Below are 19,792 nucleotides of genomic sequence, written 5' to 3' on the forward strand. Positions count from 1 at the left end.
TCACGCTCCGGACGTCTCCGGTTGAAGGAGTTCGAGGAGAGAGGTGCGGTGCACGCTGCCGACCGATGCAAGCAGGTCAGGGTGGCGCAGCAACGGCGCGGCGTTGTGGTCGCGCGGGCTGGGGAGGGTCAGTCGACGCATATCCCCCGCGGTGCCGGCACCGTGTTCTGTGGCCGAGAGGGCGGTTTCCGCGGCGGTGGCGAGGGCGGGATCGGCGAGCAGATTTGCCGCCCAGCTGACGACGGTTTCGTCGACCCAGGTACGCCAAGCGTGTTCTGGCTCTCCCAGATGGTGCTGGTCGGCTCCGGTGAGTGTGTCCAGCTGGCCAGAGCCTCCGGGGCCGAGGAGGTTCAGCAATTCGACATCGAACGTCGTGGGGTAGCGCAACGAGGCGGCGAGGGTGGCCGCCTGCCGCGCCTGGGCTTCGGCCAGCGCGTAGTTCATGGCGCCAACGGCTGCCGGGTAGGCGGTCAGCAGCCAGCGTGTGGCGGCGGCTATGACTGGCGAGAGATCACTGGGCATGTGAACCGTCTTTCACGCGCGCCCGGTGACCATCTGGCGTGCATGAGCTCCGGCCGCGCTGTCGCACGTAGCTCGTCAGCTTAAGCCGCCCTCCCCGGGCTGTGACAAGGAGCTGCGTCACAGCCCGGGGCAGAGCGGGCCGGCCGGGATTCCCGGATCAGGACTTGCCGCGGCCGCTTACGAAGTCGCGCACGCGATCCACCATCCCCACCCCTGGCGCGAGCACCTTGTTGGCAGGCGGCGTGTCCGGTGCGGAAGGATGCGGCCGCGTGGGGGCCATGGCCTTGGCCCGGCGGACCTTGTCACCCAGGTCGTCCAGCGCTTCACTCGTACACGCCTGGCGCAACCGCGGGAACAGCTGCCCTTCCTCGTCCCGGATGTGTGCGCTGACGTCCTCCATCAGCTTCGCCAGCGTGGGGTGGAACTGTGCGTCGTCGACCCGCATCCGCTCCAGCTCCTTCATGAGTTTCTCGGCCTCAGCGTGCTCCTCGATCTCCTTGTCTGCGAGTTCCGCACCGCCCTCGACGTGCTCACGGACGGCCGGATATAGGTACTGCTCCTCCGCGACCGAGTGGCGCACGAGCTCGATGGTGACCTCGTCCACCAGCCCACGCAGGTCACTGTCCCCGGTAGGCAGCGCCTCGATCCGGGAGAAGAGCTGCTCCACCTCCCGGTGATCGGCCATAAGCTCCTCGATTACATTTCCGCCATGCCCCATGCCCACATTCCTCTCGCATCGTCCAGTGCAATGGCCGAAGCTGCCCGGCCACGCCTGATGGGTTCCCTTTTGGCTGTCCGCTGACGTGACGTCCTGGGCAGGCCACCCGCCTGGCGGCACCCCACGGCGCAGGCACGGACAATCGGCAGGTCCCGCCGGGAGTCCGCCCCGGTCTTACGCTGCTTCGTAGCGGTGGGCTCGGCCTACCGCGCCATTCGATCCAGCGGGGGCGTCGAGGCCTTCCAGACGTGATGCGCTCCCGCCGGTTTTGTCGGCGGTCACGAAACCCTCCACGAAACCCGCTGCCCCGTTCCGGCTACGGACAGGGCAGGGGCACCTTCGTATGTCAGGGCCTTGGACATCCATCTGGCCGATAGGGGTTTTGGGCGGGAGTGTGCGAGCTGGTTAGCTTCCGCATGCCACCCGGGCGCAGCCTCCCCGACCAGTGGGGCTGCGGCCTGGCGGCAATCCGCCCCCTTGGGGAGGGGGCGGATTCAACATCCATGGCGCGCCATCGCGGCTCGCTGCCTCTCTCGAGCTCCGTAGTAGGAAGTGAAGCCCGGTTCTATGCCGCTTCGTACCGGTGCGCTTGGCGTCGCGGCATTCCATCCAGCGCGGATCGTCGAGACAAGGCTCGGTGTCACAGATTCCGGCCCGCCGGAGACGCTCGATCAGGTCGTGACACGCGATAGCCGGATTCTACAGAGCAGTACGCGACTATCGGGGCACCCACGATGCGTCCGGGGTGCGCTCGCTCGGCTGCGGGTGGCATCACCGGGCCCCCGGGATGCCCGTCGGAGACGCTGACCAGAGGCCCGACCCTCGGCCCGGCGCGCAAAGCCCGGCCGACTCCACGCAACTTCTAGAGTGCAGGAACAGTATAAATCGGACATCTGTTCGATTTTGATGACTGTGGTCGAGCTCCCGCCGCTCAGCCAGGGGGTCGGGGCATAATGCGCTCGTTTGCGCTAATCCGGCGGCTCTTGCGGCAGGGGTCGATCTTGGGTCCCACGCCTCCGCTCCTTGATCTCATCTCCGGCGCGCTTGGCCGTCCCCTCGGCTTCCTCGCGTCGGCCACCAGCCATCTTGCCTGTGGCTTCCTTCGCCTGACCTGTGAGTTTGTCCTTGCCGCTCCGCCGCGTCATAACGGCTCCTCGCGTGGACGAATTCTTGCCCTCCCGAACCAGGAAACCTCAGGCCGGGTCGCTTTGTGTGAGAGGCAGCAAGAGGGTGGATGCGCCTGCCGCGCAAGCGCTGGAGGACCGGTCTGCGACGCCGTACAGACAGCTGCGAGCCACCAGGGGGCCTGACCCTGGCTGGTCAGGCGAGCAGGGCGCCGCTGGGTACTGCTCAATCACGCCAGGCACCTCCTCCCGAAGGGTCTGACAGCAGCCGCGCGTGGGACAGATCAGCCGCCGCACCTTCACTCGGTCCACCACCCGGTCCACCGGCGTATCGGCCACGGTCCGTAAGCGATAGACATCCACACGCACGGACGGTGCCCTCGCAGACCGTGCAGGCAGCCGCCCCTTGCGGCGTCCAACCCTCACCCGGATCCTCGGCCCGTCGCCGACGAAGTTCTCGATGACCAACGGCGAAATCCCTGAAATCACCGCATTTACAAGGTCGTTGACATCCCTCACGAAATGTCAACGACAAGGCAGCACGCACCGCCAACACCGGAAGTGAGACAAGGCCGTTCATTTGGCAGACCCCAGACAGCTAAGGCCTCCCGCTCCCTGACGGGTGTGGCCCATGCCCTGCGGCGCCTCCGCTTCTGGAAGCGAGGAGGGGGTGAACCCGACACGTCTCAGTGGACGCTGCCTGAACGCTTGATCGGCTACATGGCACTGTTCCGGGCAGGCGGCGTTCTGTGGCTTCGCTTTCGAAGGAGGACAGGTTCGATGAGAACGCAGGACAAGGCGGGCGACGTGAAGCAGGCCCTTGAAGCTGAAGAACGCCTTCGAACACTGACATGGTTGCCCAACAGAGGGCCGCAGCCTCTTCGAGCGCTGCGGCCCTCTGTTTTGTGCAAGTTGCTTTACCGAGGGAGGGTTTCGCCCGGACCGGACCGTATCGGGTAGGGGGCGAGGGCCGGGCGGCCCGCTTGAGAGGTCTTCGCGCTGGTTCCCACGCGACAGACCGGACTGCCTCGGCCCCTCATCAAGCCACGTTCCCGGACAGTTTGGTCTTGCACAGTGCTCATGCATGGTGCCTGCCGCACGTACGTGCGGCAGGCACCATGTTGGCGGTGCGTCAGGTGGTCACCACCGGTACCAGCGGCGCCTGCCGCCACTGTGGCTGGAGCGCAAAACGAATCCGAGCAGCCACAGGACTAGGACAGCGATAGCCACCCACCACAGCACCTTGAGAGCGAAGCCGGCCCCGAAAAGGATCAGAGCGAGCAGCAGAACGAGCAGCAAGGGAACCATTGTTGTCAACCTCCCGCCCGCCGGTTACCCCGCCATACCCGCCTCACGCCTAGGCTCCCCTCCGCTCTCTTCTGTGGTGATGCTGGCGTTGAACGGATGCACAGCGCACAGTGCCGGCGAACTGGAGCACTGGGCGAGGCCCCACGTACTTCTTCGAGGCTTGAGAGACCCCCGCGTCCGCATGCTTTCCGAGGATGGGGGTAAGCGCCCTGTCCACAGCCCGTGAGGGGCAGGCCAGCAGGCGGTGAGGAAGGGGAGAGGCATGAAGGTAGTGGCGATTACACGGACGGGTGCCGACGCGCGTATCGCTGAACTGCCGGTGGTGACCGACCCGCTGAAGGTCGCGCCGAAGGACGCGCGGACGCTGTCCAAGCTGTTCTTCGAGCAGCTGGCGGTGTTGGAGGAAGGCACGCACGAGTACCAGTACGCGCGTAACACCCTCATCGAGATGAACATGTCCCTGGTCCGCTACGCGGCAGGGCGTTTCCGCAGCCGCGGCGACGACATGGAGGACATCGTCCAGGTCGGGATGATCGGCTTGATCAAGGCGATCGACCGTTTCGAGCTGTCCCGTGAGGTCGAGTTCACCTCGTTCGCCGTCCCCTACATCGTCGGTGAGATCAAGCGGTTCTTCCGGGATACCTCGTGGGCGGTCCACGTACCGCGTCGCCTGCAGGAGGCACGCCTGGAACTCGCCAAGGCAACTGAGGAACTGCGCACCCGCCTAGGGCGTACGCCCACTGTCAGGGAACTGGCCGAGCTGATGAGCCTCACCGAGGCAGAGGTCACCGAAGCACGGCTGGCCTCCAACGGCTACAACTCCTCCTCTTTGGACGCCGCTCTGGGCAACGATGAGGACGGTGAGGCGGCCCTAGCCGACTTCGTCGGCAGCGAGGACCCTGCCATGGAACTCGTGGAGGACTTCCAGGCCCTGGCCCCGCTCATCGCCGATCTCGACGAGCGCGACCGGCAGATCATCCACATGCGGTTCGTTGAAGAGCTCACCCAGTGCCAGATCGGTGAACACCTGGGCTGCTCCCAGATGCATGTCTCCCGTCTACTCTCACGCACCCTGAAGCGTCTGCGCGACGGCATGCTCACGACCCGCTGACCCCCGGGAAAGCTCCAGGACGGTCCAGGCGCCACAGCGCCTGGACCGTCCTGCTGCACAAAAGAATCCGTTGTGATGAGCGAGCAGTGCCGCATCACACCTGCACCTCGCACATGAGTAAATCTCCCAACGGATCATATGTAGCCATCACCGGCGAAGTGAGGGGCCCCAACGGCTACGCCAGGGGGTCCTGCTCTCCGCATGCGGCTGCTGGAATCCCCGCCCAAACTGGAAAGAGGCGGAGTGATCAGCGCGGCCAACGGCTGCTGCTCCATTCGGATCTCCCGCCTGCGAAATTTGGGACGCCTGCGCGGGCCTCACTCGCCAGCCCGGAACGTCTGCTCGGCAGTCCCTCGAAGGGAAATCTGATGGCTGATGTACCCAAGGTCCCTCTTGCCGCCGCGATTCTCGGCGGGTATGTCCTGGGCCGGTCGAAGAAGGGACGGGTCGCGTTCGCGATGGCGACCTATCTGGCCGGCCGCCGGTTCGGGCTGGAACCACAACAGCTGGTGACGGAAAGTATCAAGCGGTTGCGCGAGCTTCCCCAGTTCGCCGACCTCAACGAGCAGCTTCGCGGTGAGGTCCTCGATGCAGGGCGCAAGGCGATGAGCGCGGTGGCCGACCGCAAACTCGCCGATCTGGCCGACTCCCTGCAGCAACGCACTGAGCTCATAGGCAGCAAGAGCAAGGAAGAACCGCAGGACGAAGACGAAGAAGCGGCAGTCGAGTACGAAGAGGAGGAGCCGGAGGACGAAGAGCCCGAAGAAGGGGAGGAAGCCGGGGACGAGGAAGAGGAACCTGAGGAGGAGCCGGAGGAGGAAGAGGAAGAGGAAGAGCCGGAGGACGAGCAGGAGCCGGAAGAAGAAGAGGAGCCGGAACCCCGACGTCACCGCGCAGCCCGGAAGTCGGACGAAGAACGCGACGGGGGTGCCCGGCACGGTCACGGTCGTGAGCGTCGTCCCAAGAAGGCCGCTACCCGCAACGCACCTGCGAGGAAGTCGGCTCCCGCGAAAAAGACGGCGGCGACGAAGTCCGCTTCTCCGCCGAAGAGGACCGCAGCCAAGAAAACGACGGCGAAGAAGGCACCCTCACGGCGGCGGAGGTAGACCCATGGCCGGCACGGCACGTGACACCGGAAGGCAGCAGGGCTCGGGACTGGACCAATTGCGCGGCGCCTTCACGAGCTTCCTGGGCGCCCAGGTGGAGAATTTGGCGGACAAGGCCGGCGACAAACTTGGGGACATCACCAGCGGACTCACGGATGTGGCGGAGAACGGCGGCGTGCTGCCCAAGGCAGGTCTGCGGATGCTGCAAGGCGATTCGCCGGTCAAGGCTCTGATCGGCGAGAAGGCGAAGAGCGTCAAGGACAGCGTGGTCGGCAAGGCCAAGGAGGCGTTCGGCGGCGGGGGAGGTGGCAAGGGCCGTGGGTCCGGCACCCCCAAGGTCATGAACATCATCGAAGTCCTGGACGTAGGTGTACCGATACGCGACGTCTACGACCACTGGACCCAGTACGAGAAGTTCAGCAGCTTCACCAAGGGCGTGCGCAGCGCCTCGAAAGGCAAGGAAGACGCCGATAGCGACTGGAAGGTCAAGGTCGGGCCTTCGACCCGCGGATGGAAGGCCACGGTCCAGGAACAGATCCCGGACGAACGCATCGCGTGGACCTCGGAAGGAGCCAAGGGAACCACGCGCGGCTGTGTCAGCTTCCACGAACTGACTCCCACCCTGACGCGCATCGTCCTGCTCGTCGAGTACTACCCTTCCGGCTTCTTCGAGAAGACCGGCAACCTCTGGCGCGCCCAGGGGCGCCGCCTGCGGCTCGACTTCAAGCACTTCCAGCGATACGTCACCCTGACCGACGAGGAACCGGACGGCTGGCGCGGCGAAATCCGCGACGGCGAAGTCGTCCGCACCCACGAAGAGGCCATCGAGGAAGAGCAACAGGCCGCCGACGAAGACCAGGACCTCGAGGAAAACACCGACGAGGAAGACACAGAGGACGAATACCCCGAAGACGAAGAAGAAGACGGAGAGGAAAGAGAGGAAGAAGAGGAAGACGAAGAGGAGTACCGGTGATCGCTCACGACGATGCTGGCAGTGCGGGTGGCAGCCATGCGCGACCGCCGTGACGGATATCAGGGGCGAGGGTTACGCCGGGCGATCCTGGCGTTGAGGGCGGTGGCGAACAAGCACCATGCCGCGTACGGCAGGAGCGCGGCAGCCGCACGTCGGTCGCTGCGGGCTGTGGTGCGAATGAGATGAAGGTTGCTGGCGTCCAAGAGCAGAGTGCTGACCAAGCCAGCGCGGGGGCTACGAGCTGCGAAGAAAGCCCAACTCCAGGCCGTGCGCAGCGACAGGTTCACCGTCAGCGCGACCACCAGCTCGGTACGTTCTCGCTCGCCGGCCTGGCTCCAGGCGCGGCCCGCGGACCACGCGGTAGTCGCGTGGAGGAATGGCCAGAACGCACCGAAGGCCCAGCGTGGCGGCTGCCAACGCGGTGTGGCCAGCCCGCGGTACCAGGCACTGTTCGCGTCGACCGCGGCAGCGCCCACTGCTGCCGCAGCGGCTACCGCCATTGCGGCACCGGCGTAGGGCTGCCACCGCACCCGAGTCCCGGAAGGGTTCCGCCACCGTCGGCCAACGCCGCCCTGTCGTCGCCCGCTGCATTCGCTGATCAGCCTCACACCCACGATCCTTCCCGCCACGACCCCACCTTCGTCGGCCATGCCGTACATCACCCTGACGCCCCGCTTGTTCGCTCATCTGCCCGATAGCAAACTGGACCGCTTTCCAAGAGGCCTCGTTGCACGCTCGTACGAGGCCCTCAGCCAGGAGTCGGGCCCCCTGGCTTCGCCGAGACGGGGGCCTGCCTCGTGCGCCTGCGCCCATCCCAGTCACCTGTTCCCCTCCCGTACGGCCTATAACAAGCCCGGGGCCGGATGAGCCAACTGACCCGGCACGGCGGTAGCAGACGACACCGACGGTGCCATCGAAATCAGCGCCGGGCGACCTCGATCAGTTCCTGCAAGCGCAGGCCTTGCCGCGCGTCCAGCTCACCGGGGCGGCCGGAGCGGACGGCCGCTGCGAACTCGGCGCGCAGGACGGGCCAACACTCCTCGTGGTCGATGCCGGCGGTGTCGAAGATGAGTTCTTCGGCCTGGCCGAGCAGTTCGATCCGCGCGCGTGGCCGGGGAACCCGCACACTGCCTGACAGGGCGCCGTTGTTGTGTTCGCAGGTGAGCTCGATCCAACGGCGGGGGTCGCCGGTGGCGCGTATCGCGGTGATGGGGCCGATCGCGGCGTCGAGGAGGTCGACCAGGTGGGGGCCGGGGCGAGCGCGTCGATGAGCTCGTCCCGGCTCATCTTGGAGCGCCCGGCGATGTCCTGCTCGGTGGCTCGTTGGTACAGCTCCGTCTTGGTCCACTGCCGACGCTCGCTCCTGCCCCCGGCCCTGACCGCGGGTTGTCGCCGCCGCACGGGCTGACTTCGGCGGGGCCTTCTTGGCGGCGGGCTTCCTATTCGCTCGCGGCTGGCCCATGTTGCGGGCAGCAGCCTTCTTCTGCCGGGCAGTCGGCTCCTTTTCACGAGACCCCTGGGCCTGGTCGAGGCGGCCCTGCAGGAGTTCCATCAGGTCGACGACGTTCGTGGCCTGGGCGCCTCGTCCGCCACGGCGATCTGCTCGCCGTCGGCCTTCGCCCGCACCAGCTCCTGCACCTTCTCCTGGTAGGCGTCGTGATACCGGGCCGGATCCCCCTGCGCGTCCAGAGCGTCGACCAGCTGGATCGCCATGTCCCGCTCCTTGCCCTGGCCGGCACGGCCAGAAGGCAGTTCGGGCAGCTCCTTGTCGGGATCGCGGACCTCGTCCGCCCAGTGGAGCGTCTGAAGCACCAGGAGCTTGTCCTCGGCACGCAGCGCGGTCAGGTACTCCTTGCCGCGCATCACGAACGTGGCAATGCCGACTTTGCCCGCCTCCGCCAGCGCCGCCCGCAGCAGCTCATAGACCTTCGTGTACTCCTTGCCGCGGGGGGCGATGCAGTACGTGCGGTCGAAGTAGACCGGCTCGACGTCGCCCAGGTCGACGAAGTCGCTGATGTCGATGGTCCCGCGCGAGGAACACGGGTAACGCACCGCCCATGAGAACTACACCCCCTGGCCCGCCGGTCCAGGGAGCCGGGCAGTCTGATGCGACCTATCCTGGAATCGATGCGGGTTCCCGGCGTCGTCGCTCATATGGGATCAACGATCGATCACGGCATTGGTTGACCCGCACCAGTGGTTCCGGGTGATCGATGGCGGCCCTGCCAGCAAGCAGCGGGCCAAGGCCGCCGTCACAGGGCTCTGTTAGGTCTCGTGGCAGCCATCAATAGTGGCTTCCCCCAGCGAGTCGCCAGTGGTCCTGTCCAAGCGTGCAGGCTTCGGGATTGGACGGGCATTCCCAGACCGCTTCCCGTCGGGCCGAGGCTGGTCCGGGTGGGCGTGAGCGCTACGGGGGATCTCTCCCGGGCAATAAAGCGTCCGCGTCATCGATCGGCACTGGCCCTCCAGCTCACGGCCCAGAGAGCGGCGAGCTCTGCGGTGCGATCGTCAAGGGATTCGCCAGGTCACTGCAGGCCGCCTGAGCCACAGACCGAGGGCACCTTCGTTGCGGAGGCGCCACCTGCTACCGGCCGCCTTGAGATCTACCCCCCTTCGCGGCGGCCGCCAGGGAGTGATCATGAAGGCAGCGGTGTACGAGGGACCGCGGACAGTTACCGTAAAGGATGTGCCGGACGCAAAGATCGAGCATCCGTGCGACATCATCGTGAAGATCACCAGCACGAACATCTGCGGCTCCGACCTGCACATGTACGAGGGCCGCACCGACTTCGAGACGGGCCGCACTCTGGGGCATGAAAACCTCGGACAGGTCGTCGAGGTCGGCCCGGCCGTCAGCAAGGTGAAGGTCGGCGAGTACGTCGTCCTGCCGTTCAATATCGCTTGTGGTTTCTGCAAGCAGTGCGAACAAGGGCTGACCAACTACTGTCTGACCATGCAGCCTGAGCCGACCCTCGCCGGAGCCGCCTACGGGTTCGCCGACATGGGCCCGTACCCGGGGGGCCAGGCGGAGATGCTGCGGGTGCCGTACGGGGACTTCAACGCCCTGCGGCTGGGTGAGGACGCAGCAGAGCGCCAGGTGGACTACGTGATGCTGGCCGACATCCTCCCCACCGGCTACCACGCCACCGAGATGGCGGATGTCAAGCCCGGTGACCAGACCATCGTTTATGGAGCCGGTCCGGTGGGCCTGATGGCCGCTTACTCTGCGGTGCTCAGGGGTGCCGGCCGGGTTTGGATCGCCGACCACCACGCCGACCGGTTGCGCGTCGCGGAAGGGATCGGTGTCATCCCGATCGATACCACCAAGGAGAACCCGGTCGAGGTTGTCAAAGAGGCAACCCTTGGCCTCGGCGCCGACAACGGCTGCGAATGCGTCGGATACCAGGCTCACGACCCGCAGGGGCACGAGGACGCCAGCCTGGCCCTCAACGGCCTCATCGACTCCGTCCGTTTCACCGGCGATATCGGGGTCGTGGGCGTGTTTCTGCCCGAGGACCCTGGAGGAGCGGAGGCCCAGGGAGACCTGGAAGCTCACGGCAAAGTGCCGATCGACTTCGGCCTGATGTGGCTCAAGGGTCAGAAGATCGGTACGGGCCAGGCTCCGGTCAAAAGGTACAACCGCGCCCTGCGCGACCTGATCGCCGGCGGTAAGGCGGAGCCCAGCTTCATCGTCTCCCACGAACTCAGCCTCGACGAGGCTCCCAGCGCCTACGAACACTTCGACGCCCGCGACGACGGCTGGACGAAGGTCGTCCTGCACCCGAACGGCAATCCCTGACCACCGCAGCCGAACCCACGCGCCATATCTACGAAAGCCGGACCATCGTGTCCCGGCGCACGCAATTCGCGGCCTGGACGCCGTCCCGCGTCAACCACTCAGTCACAGGGACGTCGGCCAGCTGCTTCGCGACCACTTGAGCGGGGGTCGGGGAACCGTAGGTGTAGCCGAGGCCCGTGGTGGCGCCGCAGCGTGCCCGCACCGCTACGAGCGTCGTCGAGTCCCACGACAGTGTCCCGTCCCCTTCTGGTGCGTCGGTGGGGACGGTGTAGGCGGCCGCCTCCACGTCCTCCACCACCGGGCTGCCGTCGTCGGCAGTACGCGCGGTCAGGCGGTGACCGGGCAGCATCTCCTGCACCTTGGCCTTGAAGCCCTGCCGGACCATTCCGGCCTTGTCGCTGTCCCCCTTGAGGATCGCCGTCGCCGCGGCTTCGATCTGTTCGAGACTCGCGGGGGGGCGGAATCGGGGGCACGGCCGGGTCGGTACGGAAATCGATGACGAACGGCCGGTCAGCGCCCGGCGCCCGGTGCCAGGCCGCTTCCACCTCGCCAGGCTTCTCCACCCTCACGCCGTCAAGGCCGATCGAGCGGGCAAAGTCCGCGTAGGGCACGTCCGGGAGGGACTGGGAAGGCAGGAACTGCGGGGCGCCCGACATGGCGCGCATCTCCCAAGTGACCTGGTTGAGGTCCTGGTTGTTCAGCACCGCCACAATCAGCCGCGGGTCGCCCCACTCCGGCCAGTACTTCGCCGCGGTGATCAGCTCGGACATTCCGTTCATCTGCATCGCGCCGTCCCCCACGAGGGCGATGGCCGGCCGGTCGGGATGAGCGAACTTGGCTCCGATGAGGTAGGGCACCCCCGGCCCCATGGTGGCCAGGGTGCCCGACAGGGGCCCGCGCATCGATCCGCGCATCCGCAGGTGGCGTGCGTACCAGTTCGCTGCGGAGCCGGAGTCGGCGGCGAGAATGACGTTGTCCGGGAGCAGAGCGTCCAGGGGGTGGACGACGTATTCCGGGTTGATGGGATCGGCGTCGACGGCGACCCGGCGCTGCATGACTTCCCACCAGCGAGAGTGAGGTTTACCTCGAAGGGGTAGCGCAGACCGACCATGAAGGGCTCGATATCGATCTGCACCGCGCGGGCCTGGTCCAGTTCGGGCATGAACTGGGTGTACGGGAAACTCGACCCCACAACCAGGAGTGTGTCGCAGCCCCTCATCAGCTCGTAGGAGGGCCGGGTGCCGAGCAAGCCGATGGAACCGGTGACGTACGGCAGAACGTCGGGCAGCGCGTCCTTCTCGAGCAAGGCCTTGGCCACACCTGCACCCAGCAGCTCGGCAAGCTGCTCGACCTCTGCCCGGGCCTCCTGCCCGATCAGAACGGCCACCTTCTCAACGGCGTTAAGCACTTCGGCTGCCCGCGTGATCTCGTGAGCCGCAGGGATCGGGGCGTAGTCGGCCAGACCCAGGCTGGAGGGGACCATCTTGAACGAGTGGGTCGGCGGGGAATAGTCCAGTTCCTGCACGTCCGCAGGGATCACGACGGCGGTGACGGTGCGTTTGGCGTAGGCGGTCCGCATGGCCCGGTCGATGACGTTGGGGAGCTGCTCGGGGACCGCCACCATCTCGCAGAACTCGGAGGCGACGTCCTTGTAGAGGCTGAGGAGGTCGGCTTCCTGCTGGTAGGAGCCACCCATGGCGCTGCGGTTGGTCTGCCCGCCGATCGCCACCACCGGGACGTGGTCCAGCTTGGCGTCGTAAAGGCCGTTGAGCAGGTGAATCGCGCCGGGCCCCGAGGTGGCGGCGCATACGCCGACCTTGCCGGAGAACTTGGCATAACCCACAGCCTCGAAGGCGGCCATCATGGCCGGATCGGGTAATGCGGGGGAAAATACGCCAGGGCAACCAGGTAGGACAGCGATACCGTACGCTGGCCATCGCGTCGCTTCCCGGTAGCCCACACGGATGGGTGACCGTCACAGCTGTCCCCGGTCCGCCCCCGACGGGCGACAGCACTTACTGGGCCCCCGAATATTAACGCTCGGGGGCCCAGCTCATGACCGCACCAAACTCCGACAAGGTTATTTGTTCCCCTCAAGCGGGGTGCTCGCCCGGAACTGGACAGTTCGCTTGACATCGGCGCGGTCGAGATCGCCATCCTTGGCGAAACGGGTAACGGCGTCTTGGACATCGCGTTCAAGATCGCGAAATGCCCGCCATGCCGTCTCATGCGCCGCCGTCTGCGCTTCGGTCCACGGCTCGCCCGTCGGCGGCCCAAAGGCAGCCCGCAGTTCCGTGACCCGGTTATGGGCAGCAATGACGGCGCGCTGCAACTCGACCAGTTCTTCCAGGGTGTGTGCCATTCCACCGATACTAAGCTAAAAAGCGTTTTGTCCCGGCGAAAGCATTTGGCTATGCAGCGCCGCCGTGGATGATTACGCAATGGTGGTCCAGGTAGAAGCACTGCCGTCCCGCATGGGATCCTCCCGGGTTGCGACCATGTACCTAGCCGCCCCCGCCGAGCCCGGCATCGCGGGATTCTACGAGACCCGGCGCACCCCATACGGAGTCAGGCGCATGATCGGCGACGTGCGCGGCGGGGCGTGCCCGCGGTGGAGCCGAGATCGCCCGCAAAAGCATCCAGTCCAACGAACGGTCAGGGCGGCGCCGATGTGTCATCGAAATCCATGTCCTGGCCGGCCGGATGGAGTCCAGCCAGTCGCTGTTTTCATCACCGCCACGGATCGCCACACCGTGAAGGTGGCCGAACTCGGTCAGAGAGCCAACCGTGCGCTGACCGACCAACGGAATTGATCACGGGTCCCCTCGATCGCGCTTTCCCGGTCCTATAGAACGTGGCCGCCGCTTCTGCCGTGACGTGCAAGGGAGCGCTGTAGAGCCGCCAGGATGGCAGCGCTGCCTCGAGTGGCATGAAGAGCCGCGTGCGCTGCGTTGGCGCCAGGGGCGCCATGCACTCCGCCGCCCGGGTGGGCCGAGGCAGAGGCCAGATAGAGGCCGGGGACCGGTGTCTCCGGCCGGCCCATACCGGGAACCGGCCGGAAAACCAGTTGTTGGTGCAGGTTGGCGGTGCCCCCGTTGATCGCGCCGTCATAGAGGTTACTGTCCGCTTGGTGTAGGGCGGGTGGTGCGAGAATGCGCCTGCTGATGATTTTATTGCGGAACCCCGGAGCGTAGCGCTCGATATGCCCCTCGATCCTGTCAGCCATCGCTTCCTGCTCCCGGCTGTCCCATCGCCCGGTCAGGTCGTCCGCGCCGGCGTCTCCCTTCACCGAGTGGGGCACGTGGGTGTAGGCCCAGGCGGATTCGGTACCGAGGGGCGAGCGGGTGGCGTCGGACGTCGTCATCTGGCCCACCAAGGTAAATGGGCGGTCAGGAATACGACCCATCGCAATCTGTGCAGCAAACCTGGTGAGTTCGTCCACACCCTCGGCCAGATGGACGGTGCCGGCCGAACCAGGCCCCTGGGCGCTCCAGGGCACCGGACCATCAAGTGCCCAGTCGACCTTGAAGGTGGCAAAGTCCCACTGGAACCGTCGTAGATCGTCGAAGATGCGGGGCGGCAAATGTTCCGCGCCCACCAACTCCTGATACAAGGCAGGTGCCGACACGTCGGCAAGGACGGCCTTACGCGCCGTGATTGCCCCTCCCTGGGCTGTCCGCACCCCGACGGCCCGGCCCCGGCGTACGACGACTTCGGTGACGCGTTGTCCGCAGTGCACCGCCGCGCCGCGCGCACTCAGACGCCGTACCAGAGCAGAGGTCAGTGCGCTGGATCCTCCTGCCGGCACAGGAAAGCCGTACGACTGCCCGAGCATGGACATGAGCCAGCCGAAGCCACCGCTTCCCGCTGCCTCGGGAGCGAAATCCGCGTGCAACGCGTTCCCTGCCAACAGAAGCCGGCCCCCCTGACCGGCAAATTCCTCCTCGCCGAATCGGCGGACCGGCAGGAGCATGCTGCGTGCCAGCCTGAGCCCCCCTGCCGCTCGTAGGCGCCATGCCAGAACTCCTGCGGCGCGCAAGGGCGGAAACGGTGAGAACAGCGAGCTCAGGAGATCGTTGCCGATCCGGTCCCACATGTGACATAGGCCCATCCAGGCTTCCCCGTCACCAGGAGCGAACTCATCGAGACTCCCGGCCGTCACGTCGCGGTCGCGGTCGAGTACAGCGCACCTCCCGTCCAACAAGGGATGCGCGAGTACATGTGGAGCATGGACCCACCGAAGGCCGTCCCGGCCCAGGTCAAGCCGAGACAGTACCGGCGACGCGGCTGCGAGCGGATAGAAGGCACTGAATATGTCCGTGACATAGTCCGGATGGACCGCGCGATCACTACGCACGGCTCCGCCCGGTTCAGACTGAGCCTCGAACACCTCCACGGCCCACCCCGCATCAGCGAGGAGATTGGCTGCTACCAATCCATTCGGTCCGCTTCCGATTACGACTGCGTCGGGCATCGGCACGCCTCTCGTCGACGCGGCCCGGCCGCAGGCGGGACATCACTTGAAAGCTTCACCAGCGTCAGCGGGGTCGCAAATCGCCCCATCGACACAGCTCAAGCGCTCTTCCCGATGCCCGCGTGACCAACTGGGCAGCGTGTGAGACGTACGCGGTGACGAATCGCCACGAACGTCTCCCGCGTTCCGCTCGGTCGATGAAATCCTATGCCTTGTCACTGTGCTCCTCATGTGGATCTCCTAGCCCGGCAGTGAGTGTGCGGTCTGGGCGCGGAAGCTGAGCTAGAGCAGCCATTCATCTTCACGTCCACCCAGCTCCGGCGATGCGCAGCGCGCGGCAGCAGTGGAGAATCCTCCGTGACAGCAAGAAGTACCCGAACCGCCCCGTCCCCAGGTGAGGGCTTCTCCGCAGACTCAATGCTGTCCCCACTCCCCTCCCGGCGGCGCAGCCTTCCTGTGCCGAGACTCAGCCCACGACGGCTTCAGGGCAACGGGATACCGCCGGTGGCATTCATCACTTCCCCGGTGATGTAGCTTGCGCTCGGAGAGGCCAGGAAGACGCAACACGGCGCCATCTCCGCCAGCTGCGCGGCCCGACCAAGAGGGCTCTGCTTCCCGAACTCCTTGGTGTTGGGCAGGGTCGCCGGAATGAGGGGGGTCCAAACCGGTCCTGGTGCCACAGCGTTGACCCGGATGCCCCCGGGCGCCAGCATCTGGGCGAGGCCGTGGGTGAAGGTGACGATGGCCCCCTTCGTCATGGCGTAATCGAGCAGGTGCGGGCTGGGTTTGTACGCCTGGACCGAGGTCGTGTTGGTGATCGAACCGCCCGCCGGGATATGGGGCAGCACCATCTTGCACAGCCAAAACATCCCGTAAAGGTTGGTACGCACGACGCGATCGAACTGTTCGGTCGAGATGGCCGTGATCCCGTCCGGCTGCGACATCTGATACGCGGCATTGTCGACCAGGATGTCGATCTGCCCGAACTCCGAAACCGCCCTTTCGACGAATGCGCGGCACTGCTCCTCATCCCGAATAGCGCAGGGCACGGCGACGGCTCGTCGCCCCGCGTCCTCGACCAGACGGCAGGTATCGCCGGCCTCGTCTTCCTCCGAGGACAGATGGGTGAACAGCACATCGGCGCCCTCCCTGGCATACGCCAGAGCAACCGCGCGGCAGATGCCGGAGTCGCCCCCGGTGACGACAGTCCTGCGATCCGACAGGAGGCCGCTGCCGTTGTACGAGTCCTCGCCGTGGTCAGGCGGTGGATCCATCGGTGCGGTCCGGCCGGGATGCTCCTGATCCTGCTGGGGAAACTCCGGCTGCGGGAACCTGTCGGTCGGGTCCTGCGGCTGATGCGCTTCGCTCATGGCTGCTCAGTCTCAGTCCTCCTCGTCGCGTGGCTTCTTCGTCGCAGGGACGGACGCTCCGGTGCGACGCTGCGGACTCCATGCTTCACCACCCGTGACATGTTGCGTCGGGCGAACAGCAGTGCGGCCACATCGCCTCTGCAGACATTTCTGTGCAGGAAGAACCTGTGGGCTCTGTGCGAGGCTCTGCCCCGTAGTGAGCGGAGGAACTGCGTGGGTGCGCGACACTCGAGCCCGGCAGGAGGCCGTGCTGGACACAGAAGGACCGGGTCTCCCGTCATTCCCATCGCAGCCGGCCCCCACGGCGCGTCGGCCCGGACTGGGCCGACGGCGACATTCCGTCCTGTTCCCAGGCCGCCTGGACGAAATTTCCAGCCCAGAACGAGTCGAATGGAGGTTCCGTACGGCGCCCAGGGTGTGGGCTGTCAGCGGCCGAGCGCCTCGCGCAGCTCCTGCTTGTTCATCGTCGAGCGGCCCTCGACATTCTTCTTCTTGGCTTCTTCGTAAAGCTGGTCCTTGGTGGGTCCCTGCGCTCCGCTGTGGGACCGCTCGCCGCCCCGCTGTGAGGCGGACTTCGGATCGCGGGTTGAGGTCTTGCTGGCTGACTTCGCCTCCCCGGACCGGGCACGCTCCTTGTTGACAGTGCGCGAGGCAATTTCCTTCGCTCGTCCCTCGGAGGCACCACGCTTCTCGGCGCTCTCCTTGATGTGTTCGTACTGGCGCTCCCGCTTACGACTCGATCCCGCCGGCATCACACCGCTCCTTCTCGCATTCGACACTTCGCGCGGCAGCCCCGCGGTATCGATTCCGCGCCTCGCACGGAATTCCGTACCGGGCCGCCGCATGCACTTCACCCATGTGCCCAGAACACCCCGTACACCCCCCCGGGAGAGCACACAGAACTACGGCACTGGCCGAGAAGACTGCCTGCGCTCAGGAGCCCACCTCGCCGGCATCCTGCTCCGCCGTGTGCTGACGGCGCCTGGGCGGTCAGCCGACGGACAGGGCTTCGACCAGGTCACCCACGGCCGGGTCGGGCAGTGCCCGGGCGACATCGGCCTGGGCGACCATCCGACCAGCGTGTGACCGTCGATGACCGGCAGTCGACGCACCTCATCGTGCGGAGAATCTCCGACGCGTCGTCGTCCGCGCCGATCGTGACGGCTTCACCCTGCGCCAGCTCGCCCGCCTTGATCTCGGCTGGATCCTTGTCCGCCGCAAGCACCTTGACCACGATGTCGCGGTCGGTGAGTACGCCCTTGAGGCGCTCGTCAGCTCCGCAGATAGGCAGAGCACCCACACCCAGCTCGGCCATCTTGTGGGCGGCGAGGAGAGCGGATTCGTTCGCGCCGATGCACTCGGCGTCTGGCGTCATGATCTCTCGCGCGGTAGTCATCACACACGCTTCCTTCCCGATCGGATTCGGTTCCGGCTTCAGCACGATCCCCGCCACCCGTAGGTCGCGACATGGACACTCTCACGTGCTGAGCAGCCGGTTGAAGAACGAGCGGTAGCGCTGAAACGCTATGCGCAGATCCTCGGTGAGGACCTCCTCGCCCCGTCCCCACTGGCTTTCGAGCCCTTCCTTGCGGGCTGCGAACGACCGGGCCAGTGTCTGCATGACCTCGGCGACCAAGGCGTCGGCCGTACGGACGGCGTCCTGCGGATCGTCGACGAAGGCGGTCTGGACGGCCTGCCATTTGGACTGGAACGCCTCGGCTTCCTCGGGACCGAGAAGCGGCTCGTTCTCTTGGCCCTGCTCCGGCGCCGAGGAGCCCGGTGTGCCAGCCGCCCGCTCTGCAGACACGGCGTTCTCAGCAACATCTCCGGCGTACGGGGGCGCTTCATCTGATGCCGCCGGTGTGACACGATCTGCGTCCCGGTCGTCCCCAGGCCGGGCGAGATCCTCGATGCCCAGGCCCTCGTCAGTCGCGCCGCCCCGGTCGCCTGCTCCACCGCGTTCGCGCTGCATGCTTGTTCACCTCGTCCGAATAGGTTTCGACGGGATCTCGTTCGGTCGCCCGCAGGTTTGCGCGGGCGCCGGGTCAAGCGTGTTGCTGCCCCGGCCTGTCGCCGTCGGTGAGCAGGTCGTCGAAGAGTGCGCGGTAGTGCACCATCGCTCCCCGCAGTTCCTCGGTGGTCGTCTGCCGGCCCCCGGCTCGCGCATTGACTTCGTGGGCGGCGCGGTAATGCTCCAGCGTGCGCCCGTGTTCGACCGACAGGTCCTTCACCTGCTGCTCATGGCCCTCGGTCGGGTAGCCACGTTCCTTCATGAGCCGGGTCACCAGCTGGTCCGCCTCACCGACCGCCTCCTGCGGACGGTCCACGAAGTGCTCCTGCACGCTGTTCCACTCCTGCGCGTACTGCTGACGGGCAGTCGTGGGCAGCGGCTTCAGGTCGAGGTCGTCGTGCCGCTGCTCGCGTTCGCGCAGATCACGCTCGGCCGCCGTGCGGCTGTCACCGGATTCGACAGCGCGCTCGTATTCCGGCCCGAAGCGCTCCCGCAGATGACGGCGACGGACTGCCATCCACACGCCGATCACCAGGACGATGACAACGACCGCCGCAACAATGCTCGCAATGATGATGCCTGACGACATCGGGTGCCTCCCTTGATGTCGCTGCACGGTCCCTATCACCCGGCCCTGCGCGCGGCAGCCCGAGAGACGATTCCCGCGCCCCGCGCATCACCCTCAGCGGGCAGCCGCACGCATTCCAGGCATACGCCTACAACTGCCCGCCCGCCACTCGACAGAGCACGAACACGCGCAGAACCCCGAGATGCGACGAGTAGCTACGGCCAGGTTGCTCCTGATACGCCGCACGTTTCTGGCGGGCGCAGAGGCACAGTTCTCCAGCACACAACAGACGCTGAGGCCGCGCGTCTGCGCAAGGACGCACGCAACCCCCGGATGGCCGATAACGGGCGCGACCGCCCCATCGTTGATTCTCACACCGATGCCATGAGGACACGAGATGGGGCGACGAGTGGAAGACCACAGAACCCAGCCATTCGATGGACAGGGCACAGGATCAGGCCTCTACACCGCCGACCAGGCAGCGGTGATGGCCATGGCGATCGTCACCCAAGTCCACGCCGCGGCGACCAGGCTGGAGGGTCTCGCCGAACACCTACTGGCGCTTGAGGAGCACGGTTACTGAGCTTTGCGGGTTGTCGTCGGGGAGTGGCGGTTCATGATCCCTGCGGTATGCCGGTGGTATGCGTTATCCGGAGGGTGCTGAGCGTCGGGCGTTTCGGGAGGGGATCCGGCTTCGGGCCAGCGTGC

The 19,792-nt window shown here is 66.3% G+C and carries 16 protein-coding genes and 3 pseudogenes; 5 read left to right on the forward strand and 14 right to left on the reverse strand.

The genetic code is table 11. The features are described from left to right. From OG963_RS04585 to OG963_RS04595, 3 genes are all read right to left on the reverse strand, one after another. Positions 1 to 522, reverse strand: a complete 522-nt coding sequence (locus OG963_RS04585; protein WP_371798495.1) for a hypothetical protein — start codon at positions 520 to 522, stop codon at positions 1 to 3. A 157-nt stretch (positions 523 to 679) separates the two neighbouring features. Continuing rightward, complete coding sequence (locus OG963_RS04590) at positions 680 to 1,240, reverse strand: hemerythrin domain-containing protein (protein WP_319741305.1); 561 nt, start codon at positions 1,238 to 1,240, stop codon at positions 680 to 682. A gap of 2,264 nt (positions 1,241 to 3,504) precedes the next feature. After that, positions 3,505 to 3,672, reverse strand: a complete 168-nt coding sequence (locus OG963_RS04595) for a hydrophobic protein (RefSeq protein ID WP_319741304.1) — start codon at positions 3,670 to 3,672, stop codon at positions 3,505 to 3,507. Positions 3,673 to 3,949: 277 nt separating this feature from the next. Here OG963_RS04595 and OG963_RS04600 point away from each other — a divergent pair, with 277 nt between their 5' ends. The 3 genes from OG963_RS04600 to OG963_RS04610 all read left to right on the forward strand — a co-directional run bounded on the left by OG963_RS04600 (position 3,950) and on the right by OG963_RS04610 (position 6,862). Then, positions 3,950 to 4,783: an RNA polymerase sigma factor SigF gene (locus tag OG963_RS04600; protein ID WP_371800264.1), complete on the forward strand. Its 834-nt coding sequence runs from the start codon at positions 3,950 to 3,952 to the stop codon at positions 4,781 to 4,783. 368 nt (positions 4,784 to 5,151) lie between these two features. Beyond that, complete coding sequence (locus tag OG963_RS04605) at positions 5,152 to 5,889, forward strand: histone protein (protein WP_371798496.1); 738 nt, start codon at positions 5,152 to 5,154, stop codon at positions 5,887 to 5,889. A 4-nt stretch (positions 5,890 to 5,893) separates the two neighbouring features. Then, the gene (locus OG963_RS04610; protein ID WP_319741301.1) at positions 5,894 to 6,862 is read left to right on the forward strand and encodes an SRPBCC family protein; all 969 of its coding nucleotides are present in this window, start codon (positions 5,894 to 5,896) and stop codon (positions 6,860 to 6,862) included. Positions 6,863 to 6,921: 59 nt separating this feature from the next. On the opposite strand, the gene OG963_RS04615 is transcribed toward OG963_RS04610, so the two are convergent. The 3 genes and pseudogenes from OG963_RS04615 to OG963_RS04625 form a co-directional block, all read right to left on the reverse strand. Further along, positions 6,922 to 7,362, reverse strand: coding sequence for a TspO/MBR family protein (locus OG963_RS04615; protein ID WP_371798497.1), 441 nt, complete (start codon positions 7,360 to 7,362; stop codon positions 6,922 to 6,924). Between the two features lie 419 nt (positions 7,363 to 7,781). Then, a pseudogene (locus OG963_RS04620) lies at positions 7,782 to 8,114 on the reverse strand (gfo/Idh/MocA family oxidoreductase); the annotation flags it as partial. A 299-nt stretch (positions 8,115 to 8,413) separates the two neighbouring features. Then, positions 8,414 to 8,914 carry a Ku protein gene (locus tag OG963_RS04625; protein WP_371798498.1) on the reverse strand — a complete coding sequence of 167 codons (501 nt, stop codon included), beginning with the start codon at positions 8,912 to 8,914 and terminating at the stop codon, positions 8,414 to 8,416. A gap of 586 nt (positions 8,915 to 9,500) precedes the next feature. Between OG963_RS04625 and OG963_RS04630 the strand changes: the two genes are divergently transcribed. Beyond that, on the forward strand, positions 9,501 to 10,661 hold the full coding sequence (locus OG963_RS04630; protein ID WP_319741313.1) for a glutathione-independent formaldehyde dehydrogenase: 1,161 nt from the start codon (positions 9,501 to 9,503) through the stop codon (positions 10,659 to 10,661). Positions 10,662 to 10,992: 331 nt separating this feature from the next. On the opposite strand, the pseudogene OG963_RS04635 reads toward OG963_RS04630, so the two are convergent. The 8 genes and pseudogenes from OG963_RS04635 to OG963_RS04670 all read right to left on the reverse strand — a co-directional run. Beyond that, positions 10,993 to 12,582, reverse strand: a pseudogene (locus tag OG963_RS04635) (thiamine pyrophosphate-dependent enzyme); the annotation flags it as partial. 159 nt (positions 12,583 to 12,741) lie between these two features. Next, positions 12,742 to 13,023, reverse strand: a complete 282-nt coding sequence (locus OG963_RS04640) for a hypothetical protein (protein ID WP_319741298.1) — start codon at positions 13,021 to 13,023, stop codon at positions 12,742 to 12,744. Positions 13,024 to 13,506: 483 nt separating this feature from the next. After that, positions 13,507 to 15,135: a phytoene desaturase family protein gene (locus OG963_RS04645; protein WP_371798499.1), complete on the reverse strand. Its 1,629-nt coding sequence runs from the start codon at positions 15,133 to 15,135 to the stop codon at positions 13,507 to 13,509. Between the two features lie 482 nt (positions 15,136 to 15,617). Beyond that, entirely contained in the window at positions 15,618 to 16,505 is an 888-nt protein-coding gene (locus tag OG963_RS04650) for an SDR family oxidoreductase (protein ID WP_371798500.1), read from the reverse strand. Between the two features lie 425 nt (positions 16,506 to 16,930). Continuing rightward, positions 16,931 to 17,257 (reverse strand): plasmid stabilization protein, encoded by a 327-nt coding sequence (locus tag OG963_RS04655; RefSeq protein WP_371798501.1) that lies wholly within the window; start codon positions 17,255 to 17,257, stop codon positions 16,931 to 16,933. A gap of 238 nt (positions 17,258 to 17,495) precedes the next feature. Next, positions 17,496 to 17,901 (reverse strand): annotated as a pseudogene (locus OG963_RS04660) (CBS domain-containing protein). A gap of 81 nt (positions 17,902 to 17,982) precedes the next feature. Further along, complete coding sequence (locus tag OG963_RS04665; protein WP_371798502.1) at positions 17,983 to 18,477, reverse strand: hypothetical protein; 495 nt, start codon at positions 18,475 to 18,477, stop codon at positions 17,983 to 17,985. Between the two features lie 73 nt (positions 18,478 to 18,550). Further along, on the reverse strand, positions 18,551 to 19,105 hold the full coding sequence (locus OG963_RS04670) for a hypothetical protein (RefSeq protein ID WP_371798503.1): 555 nt from the start codon (positions 19,103 to 19,105) through the stop codon (positions 18,551 to 18,553). 388 nt (positions 19,106 to 19,493) lie between these two features. Between OG963_RS04670 and OG963_RS04675 the strand changes: the two genes are divergently transcribed. Further along, a complete protein-coding gene (locus OG963_RS04675) occupies positions 19,494 to 19,667 on the forward strand; it encodes a hypothetical protein (protein ID WP_319741292.1) in 174 nt (57 codons plus the stop codon). Positions 19,668 to 19,792: the final 125 nt, after the last annotated feature.

This window comes from Streptomyces sp. NBC_01707 (genome assembly GCF_041438805.1).
In the GTDB taxonomy this organism is placed as follows: domain Bacteria; phylum Actinomycetota; class Actinomycetes; order Streptomycetales; family Streptomycetaceae; genus Streptomyces.